We start from the raw sequence: 17,257 nt of genomic DNA on the forward strand, positions 1-17,257 counted from the left end.
AGGTTAAAAACACGTATCCACCTGCTCTAACACGTTGTAGTTATCATCAATCACATTCAGCTTGCGCCATTTATCAAAGGTCAGGCACGGATGTGATGTCGATAGCGCAATAATGTCACCAACGTTAAGATCGGCGTTAGGGTCAAAACGCATGGCGCTGTGCTGATCCATAATGTGGTACACCTCCCACTCGGGGGGCGGCGTTACGGGCACCTGCCAGCCGGGGCGATAATGCAAACTCGGTTGCGGCAAGCCGGCATCAAAGGCGGCGTCGCGCTTACCCAAGGTTAAAACCGCCTCGCCCGGCTCGGGAATCGACTGCACATAAGCCCAAATCTCTAACGCCGACTGTAAATCGCCGCTTACCGCGCAGCTATCACCCAGGCGCTCGCGCACTTTTTGCTGGGCTTCCATATAGATGCCCTGATCGTGAATCAGGTAACAACCGGGGCGAATCAGCGGCACAAACAACTCGGTGTCTACCTCGGCAAATACATCGCAAACGATGTCGTACCACGCCGAACCGGCGCCCGTTAAAATGGCTTTATCGGCAGCAAACAAACCTCGCTGCATTAATAGCTCGGCGATGTTGCGCACCTTTAGTAGGTGCTCACGAATTTTGGCCGGCGCATCGGCGCCGCCGATAACACCTTCATAGGTTTCTACCCCGACCAGCGCCAGACTTGGTTCGCGTGCAATCGCGGCACACACAGTTTCGACCTGCTCTTGTGTGCGGCAACCACAACGGCCACCGGTTACGCCAATCTCAAGCAAAACATTTAGTGTCAGGCCACACGCTTTAAAATAACGCCCCAACTGCTCGACGTTTGCCACTGAGTCCACCAGACAGTAAAACTCAAACGAGGCATCGGCCAGCAACTCGGCCACCAGCGCCATGTTGCCGCGGCCGACTAACTGGTTGGCCATTAACACCCGATCAATACCCGCACGGTAAGCCGCCGTGGCCTGCGGCGCGGTGGCAACCGTAAGCCCCCAGGCCCCGGCATCGCGCTGACGCTGAAAGAACGCCGGGGTCATGGTGGTTTTGCCGTGGGGCGCCAGCGCCACACCGCGGGAGGCGGCAAAGCGCTGCATCCAGCTGACGTTGTTATCTAACCGCGATTGATAAATAACCGCCGCCGGCAGGCTCACCGCCTCGCTCAGCAGGTTTAACGTCGGCGCCGACGCACCGGCCGTACCTTTATCAAGGGCGGGACGAAAATACGCGGAGGTAGGGTGGACGGGGGCACTGTCACTCATGGCGGGCCTTTTACATCGAGTTATAACCAAATTTATCGCGAGTGCAACGGGCACAGCTCACTGCATCTAGGCGCACCACTCTAGCGCCCCTTAGGGGCCTTGTCGCCTCGTCGCTATATTTGCTTTCAATCTAATGATAATAAATAACTATACTTTTAGTCAATCTTTGATACTTACAATCACTGCAGTTATACTTGGTTTGGCGTATTCTCATATCTAGTGCGGCAGTCGCCCCAAAGCGTCTGCCGCACGCCTTAAGACTCATAGAAGATATGGAAGGATACCCAACGTGACCCATGAACCCGACATTGTCTCGCGCATTAGCACCATGTTTGGACAGCTGCGTGGCGCAGAGCAAAAAATAGCCCGTGTCGTGCTGGACGACATGACGTTTGCCGCGCACGCCAATATTAGCGAGCTGGCCGAGCGCGCCGGCGTAAGCGAAGCGACAATTACCCGCTTTGCGCGCGCCGTAGATTGCACCAATGTGCGCGATTTAAAACTGCGATTAGCGCAGTCTTTGGCGGTTGGTCAACGGTTTTATACCGAGGCAAAAGTCGAGCCCAGCTCAACCCACGGGGTTTATGAGGCCGTAAAAACGGCGCTAGAGCACAATGCCGCACTGATGACCGAAAAGGTCATTCGCGGCGCGATCGAGTTGTTATCGCCCGCCAAACAAGTGCTGATATTTGGGGTGGGCGGCGGCTCAACGGTGATGGCGCAAGAGTTTCAGTACCGTTTGTTTCGCTTAGGTTTTAGCGCCGCGGCATACTCCGACCCGATGCTAATGCGCATGGCCGCGGCCTCGGTAGACAGCAGCGATGTGGTGATTTGCCTGTCGGTAGGCGGCTACAGCCCCGACGTGCAAGATGCCATGGAGATTGCCCAAGAGTACGGCGCACGCGCGCTGGGCATCACCACTAAAGATTCACCGCTGGGCCGAGGCGTCGACCAGCTGGTACCCATCGAGACGATGGAGACCGATTTTATTTTTAAACCCAGTGCTTCGCGCTACGTGATGCTGGCGGCCATTGATGTTCTGGCAACCGAGCTCGCCACCCGCCACAAACGCAAAAGCCGGGAAACGCTCAGGCGTATTAAACACACTCTGGACAACCACAAGCAAGGTCAGGACCGCCTACCTTTAGGGGACTGACACGCCGGCGTCCGGAGTGTATCAATCAGAGGTAATCCAGGGATGGAGTTGGTGAGTTTCTTATGGTTTTTGATACAGTTATTCGTGGCGCCCAAGTAGTCGATGGTACCGGCGGCCCTATTTACACCGCCGATGTCGGCCTTTTAAACGGCCGCATTCACGATATTGCCATAAGCCTTAAAGGCGATGCCCGCGAGGTTATCGATGCCACAGGCTTACATCTGGCGCCGGGCTTTATTGACGTGCACACCCACGATGACATTAATGTTATCGACGCCCCGACAATGCCCACCAAAATTAGCCAAGGCGTCACCACCGTGATTGTCGGTAACTGCGGCATCAGCGCCAGCCCCGTGCGCTTAACATGCGCCCCGCCCGACCCACTCAATCTATTGGGCCAGCAATCGGATTTTTGCTACCCGCGCTTTAGCGATTACGCCAATGCCGTCAGCCGCGCCCAGCCCAGCGTTAATGTCGGGGCATTAGTGGGCCACACCGCGATTCGCAACAACCACATGAGCGAGCTTAACCGCAGTGCCAGCGCGCCAGAGCTAGAGTCCATGTGCGCCGATTTACGCCAGGCAATGGCCGACGGCGCGCTGGGTATGAGCTCGGGCCTGGCCTACGCCAGCGCAAAACGATCCAGCATTGACGAAGTCAAAGCCATGGTCGCCGAGCTCGGCCGCGCCGGCGGTATTTACACCACGCACTTACGCACTGAGTTTGACGGTATTTTAGAGGCCATGGACGAGGCGTTTATCACCTCCGAGCACGGCAAAGTGCCGTTAATCATCTCGCATTTAAAATGTGCCGGCAAAGGTAACTGGGGCCGCAGCGAGCAATTGCTTAACACCTTAGAAATCGCCGCAAAAACGCAAAACATCGGGTGCGATTGCTACCCCTACGCCGCCAGCTCCAGCACTTTAGATTTAGCGCAAGTCACCAGCGATACCGATATTTTTATTACCTGGTCAGACCCTGCGCCCGAACAAGCCGGCCGCTATTTACACGAGATTGCCGAACACTGGCAATGCGATTTAATAAGCGCCGCAAAACGCCTACAACCTGCCGGCGCCGTGTATTACTGCATGGCCGAACAAGACGTAGCCAATATTTTACGCTACCCGCGCACCATGATCGGCTCCGACGGGCTACCCAAAGATCCGCACCCGCACCCGCGTTTGTGGGGCACCTTCCCCCGCGTTATTGGCCACTACAGCCGCGACACAGGCTTATTCGCGTTAAACGAAGCCGTGCATAAAATGAGCGGCTTAAGTGCCCGGCAGTTTCAGCTGGATGGCCGCGGCGAAATAAAACCCGGCAATTGGGCCGACCTTGTGTTGTTTGATTATCAAAACGTGCGTGACCTCGCCACCTTTGAAAATCCCCAACAAGCCGCCAGCGGTATCGAGCGCGTGTGGGTAAACGGGGTGTTAAGTTACTGCCCCAATCAAACTGTGCCCGGCCGCGCCGGACAATTTTTATTCCGTCAGTCACAAGCGGCTGACGCGTTATTAACAGAGGAGAAACTTTGTGAGCATTAAACGTTATGGCGCTGAGGGTAGCACCGGTACCGGTGGGCAGCATTTGCCTTTTTCACACGCGGCGGGCGCCGATGGCTGGCTGTATGTCTCGGGGCAGACTCCCATGACTGACGGCGAAGTGGTCGAGGGTAGCATTGCCGAACAATCGCAGCTGGCCATCGATAATTGCCTAAAGATTATGCAAAACGCCGGGTACGATCGTGAGCATGTGGTGCACCTTACCGTCATTCTAACCGATGCGCGTTACTTTCAATCGTTTAACAAAGTGTTTAAAGATAACTTTGGCGATCACCCACCGGCACGCATTTGCTCGGTGTGCGATTTAGTCGTCGACTGCAAAGTCGAGGTTGGTATTATCTGTTACAAAAAGCCGGAATAATACATGTGGCGTCCTAAACGCGGGCGCCACAATCTGCTTGGTTTCTATCATTCTAATAATTCGTGACACTGCGCACCCACTATGAATACCACTATCTTTCTCACCGCTTTAACGGTTTACATTGCCGCACTGATTACACTCAGTATGTTTGTCTCGCGCCGCAACAAAAGCGGTGAAGACTTTTTACTCGCCGGCCGCGGTTTACCTATTTTTCTTACGATAGGCACTACCGTGGCCACTATGGTAGGCACCGGTTCATCCATGGGAGCCGTTGGTTTTGGCTACGCTAACGGCTGGGGCGGAACACTGTACGGCATCGGTGGCGCCATCGGTATTTTATTACTCGGCTTATGGTTTGCACCGGTGCGAGCCCTAAAATTTATGACCATGAGCGAAGAGATCTCTTACTATGTAGGCGCCAATCGCTGGGTTAAAAATATCGTTGCGGTATTAATTTTTATTGCCAGCATCGGCTGGTTGGGCGCGCATATTTTAGGCGGCGGTTTGTATCTCGCTTGGATCGCCGATATCGACTTACAGTTAGCCAAAATTATTATCGCCGCCAGCTTTGCCATTTACGTCGTCATTGGTGGCTACAACGCGGTTGTCTGGACCGACACCTTGCAAGCCATTATTTTATTTGTCGGTTTTATTTTAATGGCACTGTTTGCCGTCGATCAGGTCGGTGGCTGGGAGACCCTAATGAACGCCCAACCGGATGCCAACGTATCCTTTTTAGCGCTGGAGTCTATCGGGCTTGTTCATGGTCTTTCGCTTATCGCCGTTATTGCCGTGGGGGTATTGGCCACACCGTCGTTTAGGCAGCGCATTTATTCGGCCCATAACACCAGTTCGGTGCGTAAATCGTTCTATACCTCGGGCACACTGTATTTGGCCTTCTCGGCCGTGCCTGCAATTATCGGTATGGGTGCGTACGCGCTCAACCCCGAGTTAGACAATCGCAATTTTGCCTTCCCCTACTTAGCCGCCGAGGTTTTACCCTTAGGTATTGGGGTGCTGGTGCTGATCGCCGGGCTATCGGCCACTATGTCGAGTGCCAGCTCCGATGCCATTGCCGGTGTCTCTATTTTATTGCGCGATTTATTCAGCTTAGTAACGGGTCGTATGCCCGCCCGCGATAAAGTCGTCGGTTACTCACGTGTATCACTGGTGGTGGTTATTTTTATCGCGCTGACATTTGCCTTATTGTCTGACGATATTATCGGCTACATCACCACCATGATCGCCACTGTTATGGCCGGATTGTTTGTGTGCGGCTTACTGGGGCGGTTTTGGCCGCGCTTTAACTGGACAGGCGCGCTCGCGGCGCTCTTGGCCGCCTCCATTACCTCGCTCATCATCGCCAATTTTTACCGCGAGTTCTGGGGCAACCCCATTATCCCGGCGGTACTCGTGTCCTTTATCGCAGGCATTATGGTTACCTTGCTCACCCCACCGGATGCGCTTAACCGCGAGCAAGCACTGGCGCAACTAGAGCACGAGCGCGAGCAAATGGAATCGCTGTAATAGCGGTAACAAAGCACGGGTTTGAGCTACCGGCGTCGCAAGCGTTAAACTAGGCGCTTAGCAACGCGCCGCAACCAAGGAGCCACCATGAAACCCGTCGTCGCCATCAAACGGCTATACGACAGTGCCAGCGCCCAAGATGGCATCCGCCTGTTAGTGGATCGCCTGTGGCCGCGCGGGCGCAAGCGTGAAGACTTAGATATCGACGATTGGTATCAAGATGCCTCCCCCTCCAGTGGCCTACGCCAATGTTGGCACCGCGATGAGCTGACCCATGAGGCCTTCGCCCACGCCTACCGCCACGAGCTGGCCAGCAACCCAGCCTGCCTTACCCCACTGCTGCGCCACGTGCGCAACGGCACCCTCACACTGCTCACCGCCAGCCGCGATCCGGCCCAGTCGCACCTGCCGATATTGCGACAATGCTTACTAGAGGCCATCGCGGAGGAAGACCGCCAGTGCTAAAACGAGCCCAGCTCGCCTACCTGTTATCAGCCATCATCAAAGCCATAGCTGCACAGCGTCCCAACAGACGTTAAAATAACGGGCTAACACTCCTAACGGGCACCCCATGAGCAACAAAAAACTCAACAAAGGCTCCTCCGGCCAAAACCGTAAAGCAGGCGAAGACTACCTAGATAAGTACCGCCAAAAAGACGGCGTGCAAGAAACCGCCAGCGGCTTGTTGTACCGAGAAGTCGAACCCGGCAGTGGCATAGCGCCGACCGAAACCGATAGCGTTGAGGTGAATCAACGGATTCAATTAGTCGGCGGTAAAATCATCGGCGATACCTACAAAGAAGGCATACCCGACGAGTTCACCATGAAAGAAGCCATTCCCGGTATCCGCGAAGGCCTACAATTAATGCAAGAAGGCGCCCGGTTTGAATTTGTCGTGCCACCAGAACTGGCCTGGGGCAAAAAAGGCGTGGGCAATAAAATTGGCCCCAATGCTGTATTAATTTTCGATATCCGATTGTTAAAGGTAATGTTTTAGACGGGCTACGGGCTACGGGCTACGGGCTACGGGCTACGGGCTACGGGCTACAAAAATAGCCTATGAGCACCATGTTAACCTTGGCGCCGCCCAACCCCGTAAATCTTTGTTAACCTCAGTTAATGTCTAATGCTTTTTGTGACAACGTTGTCTAAACTCAACAAGATAACGACTCACTCACATTACTCATGAGGTCAAAATGATAAAAACATCACTCCTGTCGGGCTCGGCATTACTTTTGTCTGCACTGTGCAGCTCCGCTATCTCAGCCACTAATGAGCACGCTAATTCGTCGGTATTCTTCGACGATTTTAGCTACCAAACCCTGGGCGCATTTTACGACAACGGCTGGAAGGCCCGCACCGAAACCGGTCACCCCGGCATTTCGGGCGCGAGCTGGTCGGCGATTGGCTTGTCGTTCCCCGACGATATTACCGGGGCAGAACATGGCGCCATCAGAATGAGCTCGGTCACCGACGGCACCGCCGCCAACACACGCCACACGCAAATTTGTCACGCCCGTAAATACCGCGAGGGCACTTACGCCGCACGCATCTTTTTTCGCGACGAGCCGACCTTTGGCCCAGATGGCGATGAAGTCATCGAAACCTTTTACGCCATTAGCCCGCTAAAAGCGCCCATGGATAAAGACTACAGCGAAACCGATTTTGAATACCTACCCAACGGCGGCTGGGGGCACCCAGACAAACCCGCCATGTGGAGCACCACCTGGGAAACCTTCCAGCTCGAACCCTGGACCAAGGTCAACGAAAACACCCGTAGCGAGGGCAGCTACGCCGGCTGGCGCACGCTGGTATTAACCGTAATGGACAATAAAGTCCGCTACTATGTCGACGGCGAGCTATTCTCCGAACACTCCGAAAACGTCTACCCCGAAGTCGCCATGTCCATGAACTTCAACCTCTGGTTTATGCCCAAAGGCGCCGACGGCTCACAAGGCCCGGTAGACTCGCCCGAACTGCGCGAATACCAAGAGGATATCGACTGGGTCTACCACCGCCAAGGCGTCGCCTTAAGCACCGACCAAGTTATGGCCGAAGTCACGTCCATGCGCGATAACAAGCAAGCGTTTATCGACCGCGTGCCAGCGCACAACCCACCGCTGCCGTCACCCTGCGGTTTGTAGTCACCAAGCGCCGGTGGGCCATCAGGCCCTCCGGCTGCCTCAATACAGCCGTGATCTTTGATAGCGGCGATCATACTCGTGACCTGTGAACGACTTGAGGCTGGAGATAGCAGCCCACAGGGCCTCATGCCGAAGAAACTGCAGAATATCGACACACATTCGCTAGCAAAGCCTTATATGTCGAACAGTTAAAAAATATAAACATGAGAAGGCGTACCGATTAGCCGTACAGGTCATGGATACCTACGCACTGCTATGCTGTTACTAGTCAGGCTATCGAGGCAGTACCCTACCTTTCTGCCCTCAAGGCCTACAAATCATCACCAAAATAGTAATGTTATGTACACCTTAATTGCCACCTCAGCCCCAAAGGTCTACACTAAACAACCTAAACGGTAATATTATGTAGACCTTTATGGCGAAGTCAGACACACTGCTCAGCGTTTTGGCCAAATCTGTAAAGGCTGGTGGCGGCATTCATAGTGCTTCAGAGCTAGCCTTTATGTTGGGGGAGCCTTGCACTCCGACGTTTATCAAATTTCTGGCCGACAGGGTTAAAAAGGGGCAGCTGAGAAGAGTCGCGAGAGGCTTATACGAAAGCACGCTTACGCCGCCAGCGCCCGACACCGCGATTTACAAAATCATCAAAAAGCTGCGAAGCGGCGTGCTCAATTATATTAGCCTCGAAAGTCAGTTAAGCCATACCGGTGATATTTCACAAGTGGTTATGGATCGGGTCACCGTTATCACTAAAGGGCGAAGTGGCACCTTTACCACGCCCTACGGAGTCATTGAGCTTACCCACACTAAAAAGCCTATTGCGCAGCTTGCACCCAACTTGTATTTTGACCCCGATATTAAAATGTATCGGGCGACCACCGAGCAAGCGATGGCCGACCTGAAACACTGTCAGCGCAACCTGCATATGCTGGCCCGGTAATACCAAGAGAGTCATATGCTAAAACAACAAATCCGCCACATTGTTCAAGCAAACCCAGACTACGCCTCTGTCACCCCAGTGATAGAGAAAGAGATCCTGCACCACGACATTATGGATGTATTGATCAAACACGGCGCAATGCAGCGGCTTACCTTTATTGGCGGCACATCACTGCGAATGTGTTACAACAGTGCGCGCCTATCCGAAGATCTTGATTTTAACGGCGGACATGATTTTAAGCCGGCGGATTTCAATGGTTTAGAGTCTGAGATCCAAACCTATATCCAAAACAAGTATGAAACCGACGTATGGGTAAATAAACCGGCAGACGACACACAGGGTGATACGGCGTCGTGGAAAATCAGCATTATTAAAGAGGCAAACCGCCCAGACTTACCTCGGCAAAAAATGCATATTGATGTATGTGCAATCCCATCATTCGATATAGAAAAAAGGCCACTGCTGAATCATTACAATATTGTCGTGCCCACAGAGGGGATTTTGGTTCCGGTGCAATCTCTGCAAGAAATATTGGCCGACAAATTTATTGCGCTAGCCTATCGCGCCAGAAGAATAAAACCCCGTGATATTTGGGATATTGTCTGGATCAAACAGCGTGGCGTTGAGCTGTCAAAAGAGCTGGTTGACAAAAAGTTAGCGGCCAGACACAAGCAATCAGACGACTTTCGTCAAGCCCTTACCATTCAACTGGCTAAGCTAACGCAAGATGATGAAGTACATGACGATTTCAATATGGAGATGAGCCGCTTTATTCCCAAGAAAATCAAAGAAAGGACTCTGGATAACCCAGAATATTGGGCGTACGTACAGGAAGAAGTCAGCGCTACGGCCTCTGTATTGCTCAATGACAGCGCACCAAAAAACAAGTTTGATATGGGGTAGTGATATAATTTCAAAGCCATTGCTCTGTGGCAGGTGAGGACTAAAATAGACCCAACGCGATGCTAGCTGATCTTCGGCTGTTGATGGTGGTTTTTTAGGGGTGAGAAGTAAGTGATGGCTACGTATAGGTGGCGGGGAGCTAGTTGATTGGTTGCGGTGGTTCTCGGAATTTGGTTTCAGATGTCGGAAAACGGATGAGATATTGAAATAACTGAAAGATGTGTCGATGGCATGTACATTAAAACAATGCGGTTATTTCGGTTCTGAGGTCTGTCTTCGTCTCAAAATATAATTTCTTGAGGCAACGAAGGAAGTCAGTTTTCGTATCAAATACTTGCTCTGTATCGCAATAAATATTTGATTACATAAAGTTGCTTGGTATGATTCAGCCTTCAAAATATTAGGATCCATAAATGTCTACGAGAAAAACTTTAGTTATTGATTTATTTGCCGGCCCCGGAGGCTTAGGTGAAGGCATCTCGTCATGTAAAGACAAAAATGGCAATTATCTTTTTGAAATTGGCGTTTCAGTAGAAAAGGAGATCTCAGCACACACAACGCTAACTACCCGGGCCTTTTACCGGAAAATAAAAGACAACTCTACGGCTCTGAAGAACTACTTTTCCTATTTAGATGGCTCTATTTCTCGACAAGAACTATTCAACTTGTATCCAGAAGAGTCACAAAGAACGATAGAAGAAACACTGAATGAACCAAGAGCACTAGGTGAAGATAACGATCTAATTCATAAAAGAATCGCTGATCTAGTTAAAAAGCATGAAGGGCCGAAAATAGTCATCGGCGGCCCTCCTTGCCAAGCTTATTCTCTTGCAGGCCGGTCTCGTAATGCAGGAATAGAAGGCTATAAATCTGAAGATGATCACAGAAATTATTTATACTTAGAATACTTAAAAGTACTTTGCATCGCACAGCCAGAAGTTTTTGTTATGGAGAATGTTCGTGGGATTTTGTCCGCCAAAGTCAATGGCGAGGTGATATTTCCTAAAATCCTTGAAGACCTTAGCTCCCCAGGTCGTGTTACGAAAAAGAAAGGCATTAAAGGGTATAAAATATATTCACTTGCGACAGAAGCGGAAGATCCACTAAACCCGTCGCACCCCAACTCTTCCGATTATCTTATTCGCTCAGAGCTCTACGGAATACCACAGGCAAGGCACAGGGTTATATTGCTAGGTGTTCGTGACGACATTACGAAAACACCTAAAACGTTAAAGTCTGCCGATAAGCTAGTAACTGTGGATCAAGTTATTTCTGACTTACCTGCTTTGAGAAGTGGACTCTCAAAACGAAAAGATGTAACTGTAGACTGGGAAAAAACAGTTCGGAAACACGAAAAGAGGTTAACGGAAATTCTTTACAAGAAATTTGATACTGACGCCGTTAAAAATATTGAACTAAAGCCAATAAGAAATCTAAAGCGAAAGGAAAAAAATCCTCATTTAAAGTCGACTATAAAAGCTCCTAGAGGTTTGAAATCTTGGTATCGTTCAAAAGCACCTAAGATCGTTCTCAACCATGACACACGAGGGCACATAGAGAGTGACCTTTTACGTTACGCTTTTAGTGCTGCCTATACAAAACTCAGTGGCGGAACCTCACCTAAGGCACGAGACTTCCCTGCAGTATTAGCGCCAAAACATGAAAACTGGAACAGCGGTTCGCATGCAGATCGGTTTAGAACGCAAGCTGCGAACAAACCGTCTACCACAGTTACCAGCCACATCTCAAAAGATGGCCATTACTTTATCCACTATGATCCGAGACAGTGCCGAAGCTTAACCGTCCGTGAAGTAGCTCGTTTACAGACGTTTCCAGACAATTATTTTTTTGAAGGAAATCGTACGCAACAGTACGTTCAAGTGGGCAATGCCGTGCCACCATTTTTGGCACAGCAGATTGGTGTGATCGTAATGGAACTGCTCAGTCGAAGCGAATGATACCTGGACGAGCTGAGTGTTGCGATGCTTTAAAACTAATATCAGATAAAATCTGATCCTTCAATCGAAATACTGGATTTCCTAGCCACTTATTAAAAAAAGGAATCGCGCCGACTTGATACATGAAGCTAATCTTCACAATATACTCTTGTCCATTTACTATTATATTAGGTAAGCGATAAATACCCGCATGGGCTCTGTCTCTAGCTTCATCCCCAAAAAAAGTAAAGCTTTCGTACTCTTTAGGTATCATTGCCGACAAGAAGTATCTGTTCATTTTGGTTTTTCGCTGGGTTTGATCGCATTCGGCGGATAACTCAACAAAGCCTAATTTAATTGTAGAATGAACTTCTGCTCTTTTAATTTTATCTCCTTTAGAGCAGTCAAAAAACTCTTCATTTATCAGAGTTTTAATTTTTCTTCCTAGATTATTCTTGATTTTCTCTGTATTATTTTCGTCCTCCAGATACTCAGGTCTAAATTCCAACCAGCTTCCACGCTTGTCTTTAGGGGCTCCCTCATCCAAATCCTCCACGTGATAAAATGAATTCAGTTGAGCCCTAACATCCTTATATAAATCGGAGTCTAATTTAGTTCCAATTCCTTCGATAGCATCACTCCATATGCTAACACTTTCATCTTCATTAATTGTACGAATATGGTTATGAAGCACAGGTTCTAAACCCATTTCGATAGCTAAATTTGGCTCTTCGAGAGCATTTTTTATGCCAAATGTCTCATTACCTATAGCCGCTAGCATGGACTGTAATTTTGTTGTTGTTTTATTTATAAAATCAGAAATGTCTTCTGAAATAGGAGGTTTTGCTAGTTTAAAAATAGAATCAGTGGTTGCTTGGGCTGCAGCATAAATCTTATTTTCCCAATTGAATAAAGAGTAAAAAACCTTATTTTCTTGAGTAAGAGTTTCAACTTTCTCTGTGAGTTTAGTACCACCTCCCCAAAACTCAGATTTACTTAAGACCCCCCAATGTAAGGGGAGTTTCAGATCAGGAAATCTATTTTTTAGTATCTGCATTACCTCTTCAACAAGACTTTCGTTTTTTGACCAAAAGTACAATATATAAGGACCTTCCTTGATTATCTTCCTTAATATCTCAGCAATAGGACTCGCTAGTTGTACTGGATCTAATTTTTGAAATTCATACAAATTTAAATCTGTGATAATGACTCTTGGGTTTAGAAATTCTAATTTAACATGATCTATGCCTGATTCATTTTGGTCATCATTGTTAATAAATTTTATAGGGAAGCATGGATAACCTGCTTCTATAAAACTTTGATGTAACTGATTTAGCTCTAATTCGGTGTCATCTATTAACACAATCCCAGGCAAACTGATCATTATTTATTTCCCTTATTAAATAACATTACGACAGCCGCACCTTTGTATGGCTCTGGCAGGTCTAAATCATCAGGATGACAGATCAAAAGCCTGCCGCCGATCATTTCCATCACTTTATCGGAGTAATATAGCCCTACGCCCATTCCACCCGGTCTAGATGTTTTAAAGGGCTGTATTGCTTCCTCTGGCGTTAAGCTGAAACCTAGGCCGTTATCCATCACTACTAGAGCTGGACCTTCCTTAAACCAGTTTGGCAGGCTATCGATACGTATGGCTGGTTTAAAGCCGTCACCTTCTTTTTCTGCCTTTAGGCTTACCCAATGGATAGAGTTGTCAATTAGATTTGTTAGCGTCGCTTGAAGTAAGCCGAATGGTGCCGTCACTTCAAACGATCCTGATTCATCAGTACTGATTGGACATGAAATTGCAACGTTGTGGTGCTCAAAGCGATGTCTATTCAATTTTATGATTTTTTGAGCAAGTGCCTTGATATTAAATGTTTTTTGTTCGTTGCGACGAAGCAGTGGAGCAAAGCCCTCAAGCAACTCAGCTAAATGCTCCGCACGTTTTAGAAGAGTCTCGTAATCATCAGACTGACGAATTGATTCGTTCAGATCATCTACTCCTCTTTCGACTTCATGGAAGATAACAGCTAGGTTAATACCTGCAATCCCTGAGCTTAAGGTAACTTCTCGCATTTGATGGTAATCGGACTCTATCTGCGCAACTTTTCCACTCATTTCATCTTCAAGTTTGTGTTTCTTGATTGCTTTTTTAATGTCTTCAATGCTCTCCGCGAAGCGAGTTGTTGCTGGCGAGGTATCTTTAACGTCTCCCTTAAGATAAGCATTAAGAGCTTCTCGGTCCTTTTTATGCTTTAAGTGAAAGTCTTCAACAACGCTAGCTACGATCCAACGAAAACGTTTGTATGTATCATTTTCATCAAAGCCTTCTCTGTTGGTTTTTTCTTTTAAGCTACCGCTTGCTTCTAGGCTTAAATCAATGCCGCCAATTACCATATTAGTGGCAATTTTTAGACCAGGACTATTAACGCGTCCAGCGTTTAAACCTAGCCAGTCATCATTACCTTCACCATAGTTGAATACGCGTATACCATCCCGATATATACGGACACCAGATTGTTCTTTCAAGTATTCTTTTATCAGTTGAGGTGAACCTACAGCGTTAAGTACAGCGCCTGATTGAATGAAAACGTAGAACGTTCCTGATATGGGGCCGATACCTTTTAAATCTTCAGTTTTTAAGTAAAACGTCTCACGAATCGATTTTTCACGAGCTAATCCCTCCTCCTTGCTTGGTACTAAAAGTTGCAGATTATCGTCTTTAGTTTCGACAGACGAAGATGCCAGCTCTTTGAATGCTTGTGGTGGATTGAAAGCGTAGGTAGAAGAAAATTGACCATTTTCATCGATAATAAAATCGTACGTCCACAGCGACTTATCAAGAATATCTTGGGCTTCAAGTAAATCAACGACTTCTTTTTCTCTGCCTGGAACAGTTAACTTAACATCAAAGTCAGATACAGATTTGAATGGGGATATAAGACTAGTTAGTAGGCGTTTAAGCCGTCTTAAATCACCACGAGTCCAATGCGTATTATTGAGATCACCAATTTCAATTCTTGTCCCAGTCTCTGATTCAAAATATTTGGGTGCATCCAAAGGTGTAATTGTTACTTGAGTATCTTCAATGTATTGAGCCTCGCCAATTAACTTAGGCCAATCGATCGTGATCTGGTGTTCGGCAGAGTCTTTAGCTCTTGTGTTGATTGTGAGTTTTTTTCCAAGCTTATGGACTGCTAGGCGACCAATACCCTTTTCCCCTAAAGGAAGACGGTTCAGTGGGGCCGGAGTCCTAACTTTGTTCTTACTACGCTTACTGTTTGTACCGATTTCCATCCATTTATTTAGGATGTCACCTTCTGTCATCCCAAAACCTTTATGATCCCAAATAATGATATTTGGACTTTCACAATGCAGATTTAGAGTCACTTCGACACTTGTGGCATTAGCATCATAAGCATTTTTTACAAGTTCAAAAACAGCTAAACGGTCATCACCAATCAACTCATCACCAAGAAGCTTTAGTAGGTGAGCATTAGCTCTAAATGGTCTAATCAATGGATTGTTATCTTCCATTTATACATAACCTCTAACTAATTCATGTAATACAGCTTTCAACGCCGTCAATTCTAGACCTCAGAATTTCTGTATATTCTACGGTTACCAATCTTCACGCCGTCAAGCTGACCCTCTTTAAGAAGGAGGCCAAGAGTACTGTAAGTCAAATAATCATCTTACTGCTTGCCTTCGTTGTCTGATTGCACCCCCAAATAGTTTGCACAATCTGAGTTTGTAACACCTTTCGAATTCTCTCCAGCTAATGAGCAAATAGAGTCTTTTATTAATTTTAGCCCTAACTGTGCTTTTTCTACGGCACCATTTGGCACAACTATCAAATTATCTATCCTACGCTTTATAGATTTAGGTATTACGGTGTTATACAGCGGACCACCACTATCGACTGTTTCGAAGCTAGCAATTAATTCAAGTTCAATTTGAAGTGCTTGCTCTTCTGTTAATTGCTCTACTATTTTTTATATAATGGGGCTCTTGCCACTACCAAGGATGTCTTGAATGTATTTACCTTTCCGATTGTTATCTACTTTCTTCAGATGATCAGTCGCGCGACTTCCAGCTCCTTCTCCAATATAAAACACTTTAGCGGGATTTTCTCTAGGGTCTTTTATTGAATAAACGTAGTATGTCGCAGCCATTGGCTCTCCACTTAAATCCCTATGGTAAGCATGCCTTAGTATATCTCTTATGTGGTAAAGTAGGCATAGTTAGCCGCCATATTCATGGTTCCATACTAAACATGCAAGATGTTAGCACCCTCTGATTAATTCTAAAGGTCTTAGATAGTTAAAAAGCTAAAACTAACACACTTGGATTAAAATCCGAAGCGCATCATCTAATCAGACAGAAGAGGGGGTCAGCTGACAGTAAGCTTCGTCGCTTTTTCTCCGGCAAGAGATTAAGTTGTAACGAAACAACACGGCCAGCTGGCTTATGAGCAACGATGCCAGATTACATTGTTGATTAAAAAGGATTTTAGCCAAAGGGAGATAGCTTCGACCCTTGGTGCCTGCCAACCGCCAACAGAAAGATGACAAAAAAATTCAGGAGCGCGGGGCTATCGAAATAATCAAGCGCAATGCCGCGCCGTTTGAAGGCGGTCAAACCGACGTAAGTCACAACTCTATAGTATCACCATTGAGTCTAGGCTCCAATCGAGTGGAGCCTAGAGCAGATAGTGGGTTGGTTTCTAGCAGATCAGGTGTAGTTAATTAGCCATGAAAGTATCTATTCCCACATTTGGGCTGATAAACAAGCGAGTGGCGAGCTTTATACATAACATCACCCCTGATAACAGCAAGAAGTTTGCCTATCAAGAGAAAATCAAAAGAGCGCTCTGGGCCGAGGCTTATTTAACCCATCCTTACCGCTTTTGGGGGCGGCTCGAATAAAAACACCAACCGCTTGGCCAATATTTTCCGAAAATGACAAGCTTAAAGGGCGTGACAAAAACAGTGATGCGTCTAGTGAATCGGTGAAATTCACGCCCAAGAAATGGCCCTAGCTTTAAAACGCCGAGCCAATTAGTAAATGATCACATGGTTGCATTAGTAGCTTGAATTGTTAAGCGCTTCGGGTTTGAATATGCGATAGTTAATTCAACGGTCTTTCGGTCCAATTATAAAATTATTTTATCTGGCTTACCTTTCTACGAAGTACCGTCTTTGACTCCCATGCAACCAGCCGAGCGTAGGCCTATTTTAGGGGGTAAGCAAATAGGACATTTGCGCAAGCATCGTCAGGGCATGGACGCCCTGTCGATGCGGCCCTCTAAAATCGGCCGGAGCGAGGGAACCCGTCAGGGCTGAGGTGCCGGGGTGGGCTTTCTTTTGGTTACTTTGATTTGCCCAAACAAAGAAAAGTCACTCGCCACGCTCGGCGATGCGAGCTTATAAATATAGCCCGCGTTAGCGGCATCCAACTT

General features: G+C 47.9%; 14 protein-coding genes. 11 read left to right on the top strand and 3 right to left on the bottom strand.

Annotation, left to right across the window (positions count from 1 at the left end):
• Nucleotides 1-3: 3 nt before the first annotated feature.
• On the bottom strand, nucleotides 4-1,260 hold the full coding sequence (locus tag ACGHAD_RS16305; protein ID WP_382414725.1) for an amino acid deaminase: 1,257 nt from the start codon (nucleotides 1,258-1,260) through the stop codon (nucleotides 4-6).
• A gap of 289 nt (nucleotides 1,261-1,549) precedes the next feature.
• Between ACGHAD_RS16305 and ACGHAD_RS16310 the strand changes: the two genes are divergently transcribed.
• The 10 genes from ACGHAD_RS16310 to ACGHAD_RS16355 all read left to right on the top strand — a co-directional run bounded on the left by ACGHAD_RS16310 (nucleotide 1,550) and on the right by ACGHAD_RS16355 (nucleotide 11,811).
• On the top strand, nucleotides 1,550-2,416 hold the full coding sequence (locus ACGHAD_RS16310) for a MurR/RpiR family transcriptional regulator (RefSeq protein WP_382414723.1): 867 nt from the start codon (nucleotides 1,550-1,552) through the stop codon (nucleotides 2,414-2,416).
• 62 nt (nucleotides 2,417-2,478) lie between these two features.
• A complete protein-coding gene (locus ACGHAD_RS16315) occupies nucleotides 2,479-3,960 on the top strand; it encodes an amidohydrolase family protein (RefSeq protein ID WP_382414721.1) in 1,482 nt (493 codons plus the stop codon).
• Nucleotides 3,950-4,339, top strand: coding sequence for a RidA family protein (locus ACGHAD_RS16320; protein ID WP_339616727.1), 390 nt, complete (start codon nucleotides 3,950-3,952; stop codon nucleotides 4,337-4,339). The genes ACGHAD_RS16315 and ACGHAD_RS16320 overlap by 11 nt, the downstream gene beginning before the upstream one ends.
• A gap of 81 nt (nucleotides 4,340-4,420) precedes the next feature.
• Nucleotides 4,421-5,866, top strand: a complete 1,446-nt coding sequence (locus tag ACGHAD_RS16325) for a sodium:solute symporter family protein (RefSeq protein ID WP_382414719.1) — start codon at nucleotides 4,421-4,423, stop codon at nucleotides 5,864-5,866.
• Nucleotides 5,867-5,953: 87 nt separating this feature from the next.
• Nucleotides 5,954-6,331, top strand: a complete 378-nt coding sequence (locus tag ACGHAD_RS16330) for a DUF488 domain-containing protein (protein WP_382414717.1) — start codon at nucleotides 5,954-5,956, stop codon at nucleotides 6,329-6,331.
• 106 nt (nucleotides 6,332-6,437) lie between these two features.
• Nucleotides 6,438-6,863 carry an FKBP-type peptidyl-prolyl cis-trans isomerase gene (locus tag ACGHAD_RS16335; protein WP_382414715.1) on the top strand — a complete coding sequence of 142 codons (426 nt, stop codon included), beginning with the start codon at nucleotides 6,438-6,440 and terminating at the stop codon, nucleotides 6,861-6,863.
• 199 nt (nucleotides 6,864-7,062) lie between these two features.
• On the top strand, nucleotides 7,063-8,010 hold the full coding sequence (locus ACGHAD_RS16340; protein WP_382414713.1) for a glycoside hydrolase family 16 protein: 948 nt from the start codon (nucleotides 7,063-7,065) through the stop codon (nucleotides 8,008-8,010).
• 415 nt (nucleotides 8,011-8,425) lie between these two features.
• The gene (abiEi, locus tag ACGHAD_RS16345; protein ID WP_382414711.1) at nucleotides 8,426-8,950 is read left to right on the top strand and encodes a type IV toxin-antitoxin system AbiEi family antitoxin; all 525 of its coding nucleotides are present in this window, start codon (nucleotides 8,426-8,428) and stop codon (nucleotides 8,948-8,950) included.
• Nucleotides 8,951-8,965: 15 nt separating this feature from the next.
• A complete protein-coding gene (locus ACGHAD_RS16350) occupies nucleotides 8,966-9,853 on the top strand; it encodes a nucleotidyl transferase AbiEii/AbiGii toxin family protein (protein WP_382414709.1) in 888 nt (295 codons plus the stop codon).
• 413 nt (nucleotides 9,854-10,266) lie between these two features.
• Entirely contained in the window at nucleotides 10,267-11,811 is a 1,545-nt protein-coding gene (locus ACGHAD_RS16355) for a DNA cytosine methyltransferase (protein ID WP_382414707.1), read from the top strand.
• Here the strand turns inward: ACGHAD_RS16355 and ACGHAD_RS16360 are convergent.
• Together ACGHAD_RS16360 and ACGHAD_RS16365 are read right to left on the bottom strand one after the other, a co-directional pair.
• Nucleotides 11,795-13,174 carry a hypothetical protein gene (locus ACGHAD_RS16360; RefSeq protein ID WP_382414705.1) on the bottom strand — a complete coding sequence of 460 codons (1,380 nt, stop codon included), beginning with the start codon at nucleotides 13,172-13,174 and terminating at the stop codon, nucleotides 11,795-11,797. The two genes, ACGHAD_RS16355 and ACGHAD_RS16360, sit on opposite strands and share 17 nt — an antisense overlap.
• Nucleotides 13,174-15,333 (bottom strand): ATP-binding protein, encoded by a 2,160-nt coding sequence (locus ACGHAD_RS16365; protein WP_382414703.1) that lies wholly within the window; start codon nucleotides 15,331-15,333, stop codon nucleotides 13,174-13,176. Before ACGHAD_RS16365 ends, ACGHAD_RS16360 begins: the two co-directional genes overlap by 1 nt.
• 1,217 nt (nucleotides 15,334-16,550) lie before the next feature.
• Between ACGHAD_RS16365 and ACGHAD_RS16370 the strand changes: the two genes are divergently transcribed.
• The gene (locus ACGHAD_RS16370) at nucleotides 16,551-16,724 is read left to right on the top strand and encodes a hypothetical protein (protein ID WP_390402961.1); all 174 of its coding nucleotides are present in this window, start codon (nucleotides 16,551-16,553) and stop codon (nucleotides 16,722-16,724) included.
• Nucleotides 16,725-17,257: the final 533 nt, after the last annotated feature.

Source organism: Gilvimarinus japonicus (assembly GCF_042847215.1).
GTDB lineage: Bacteria > Pseudomonadota > Gammaproteobacteria > Pseudomonadales > Cellvibrionaceae > Gilvimarinus > Gilvimarinus japonicus.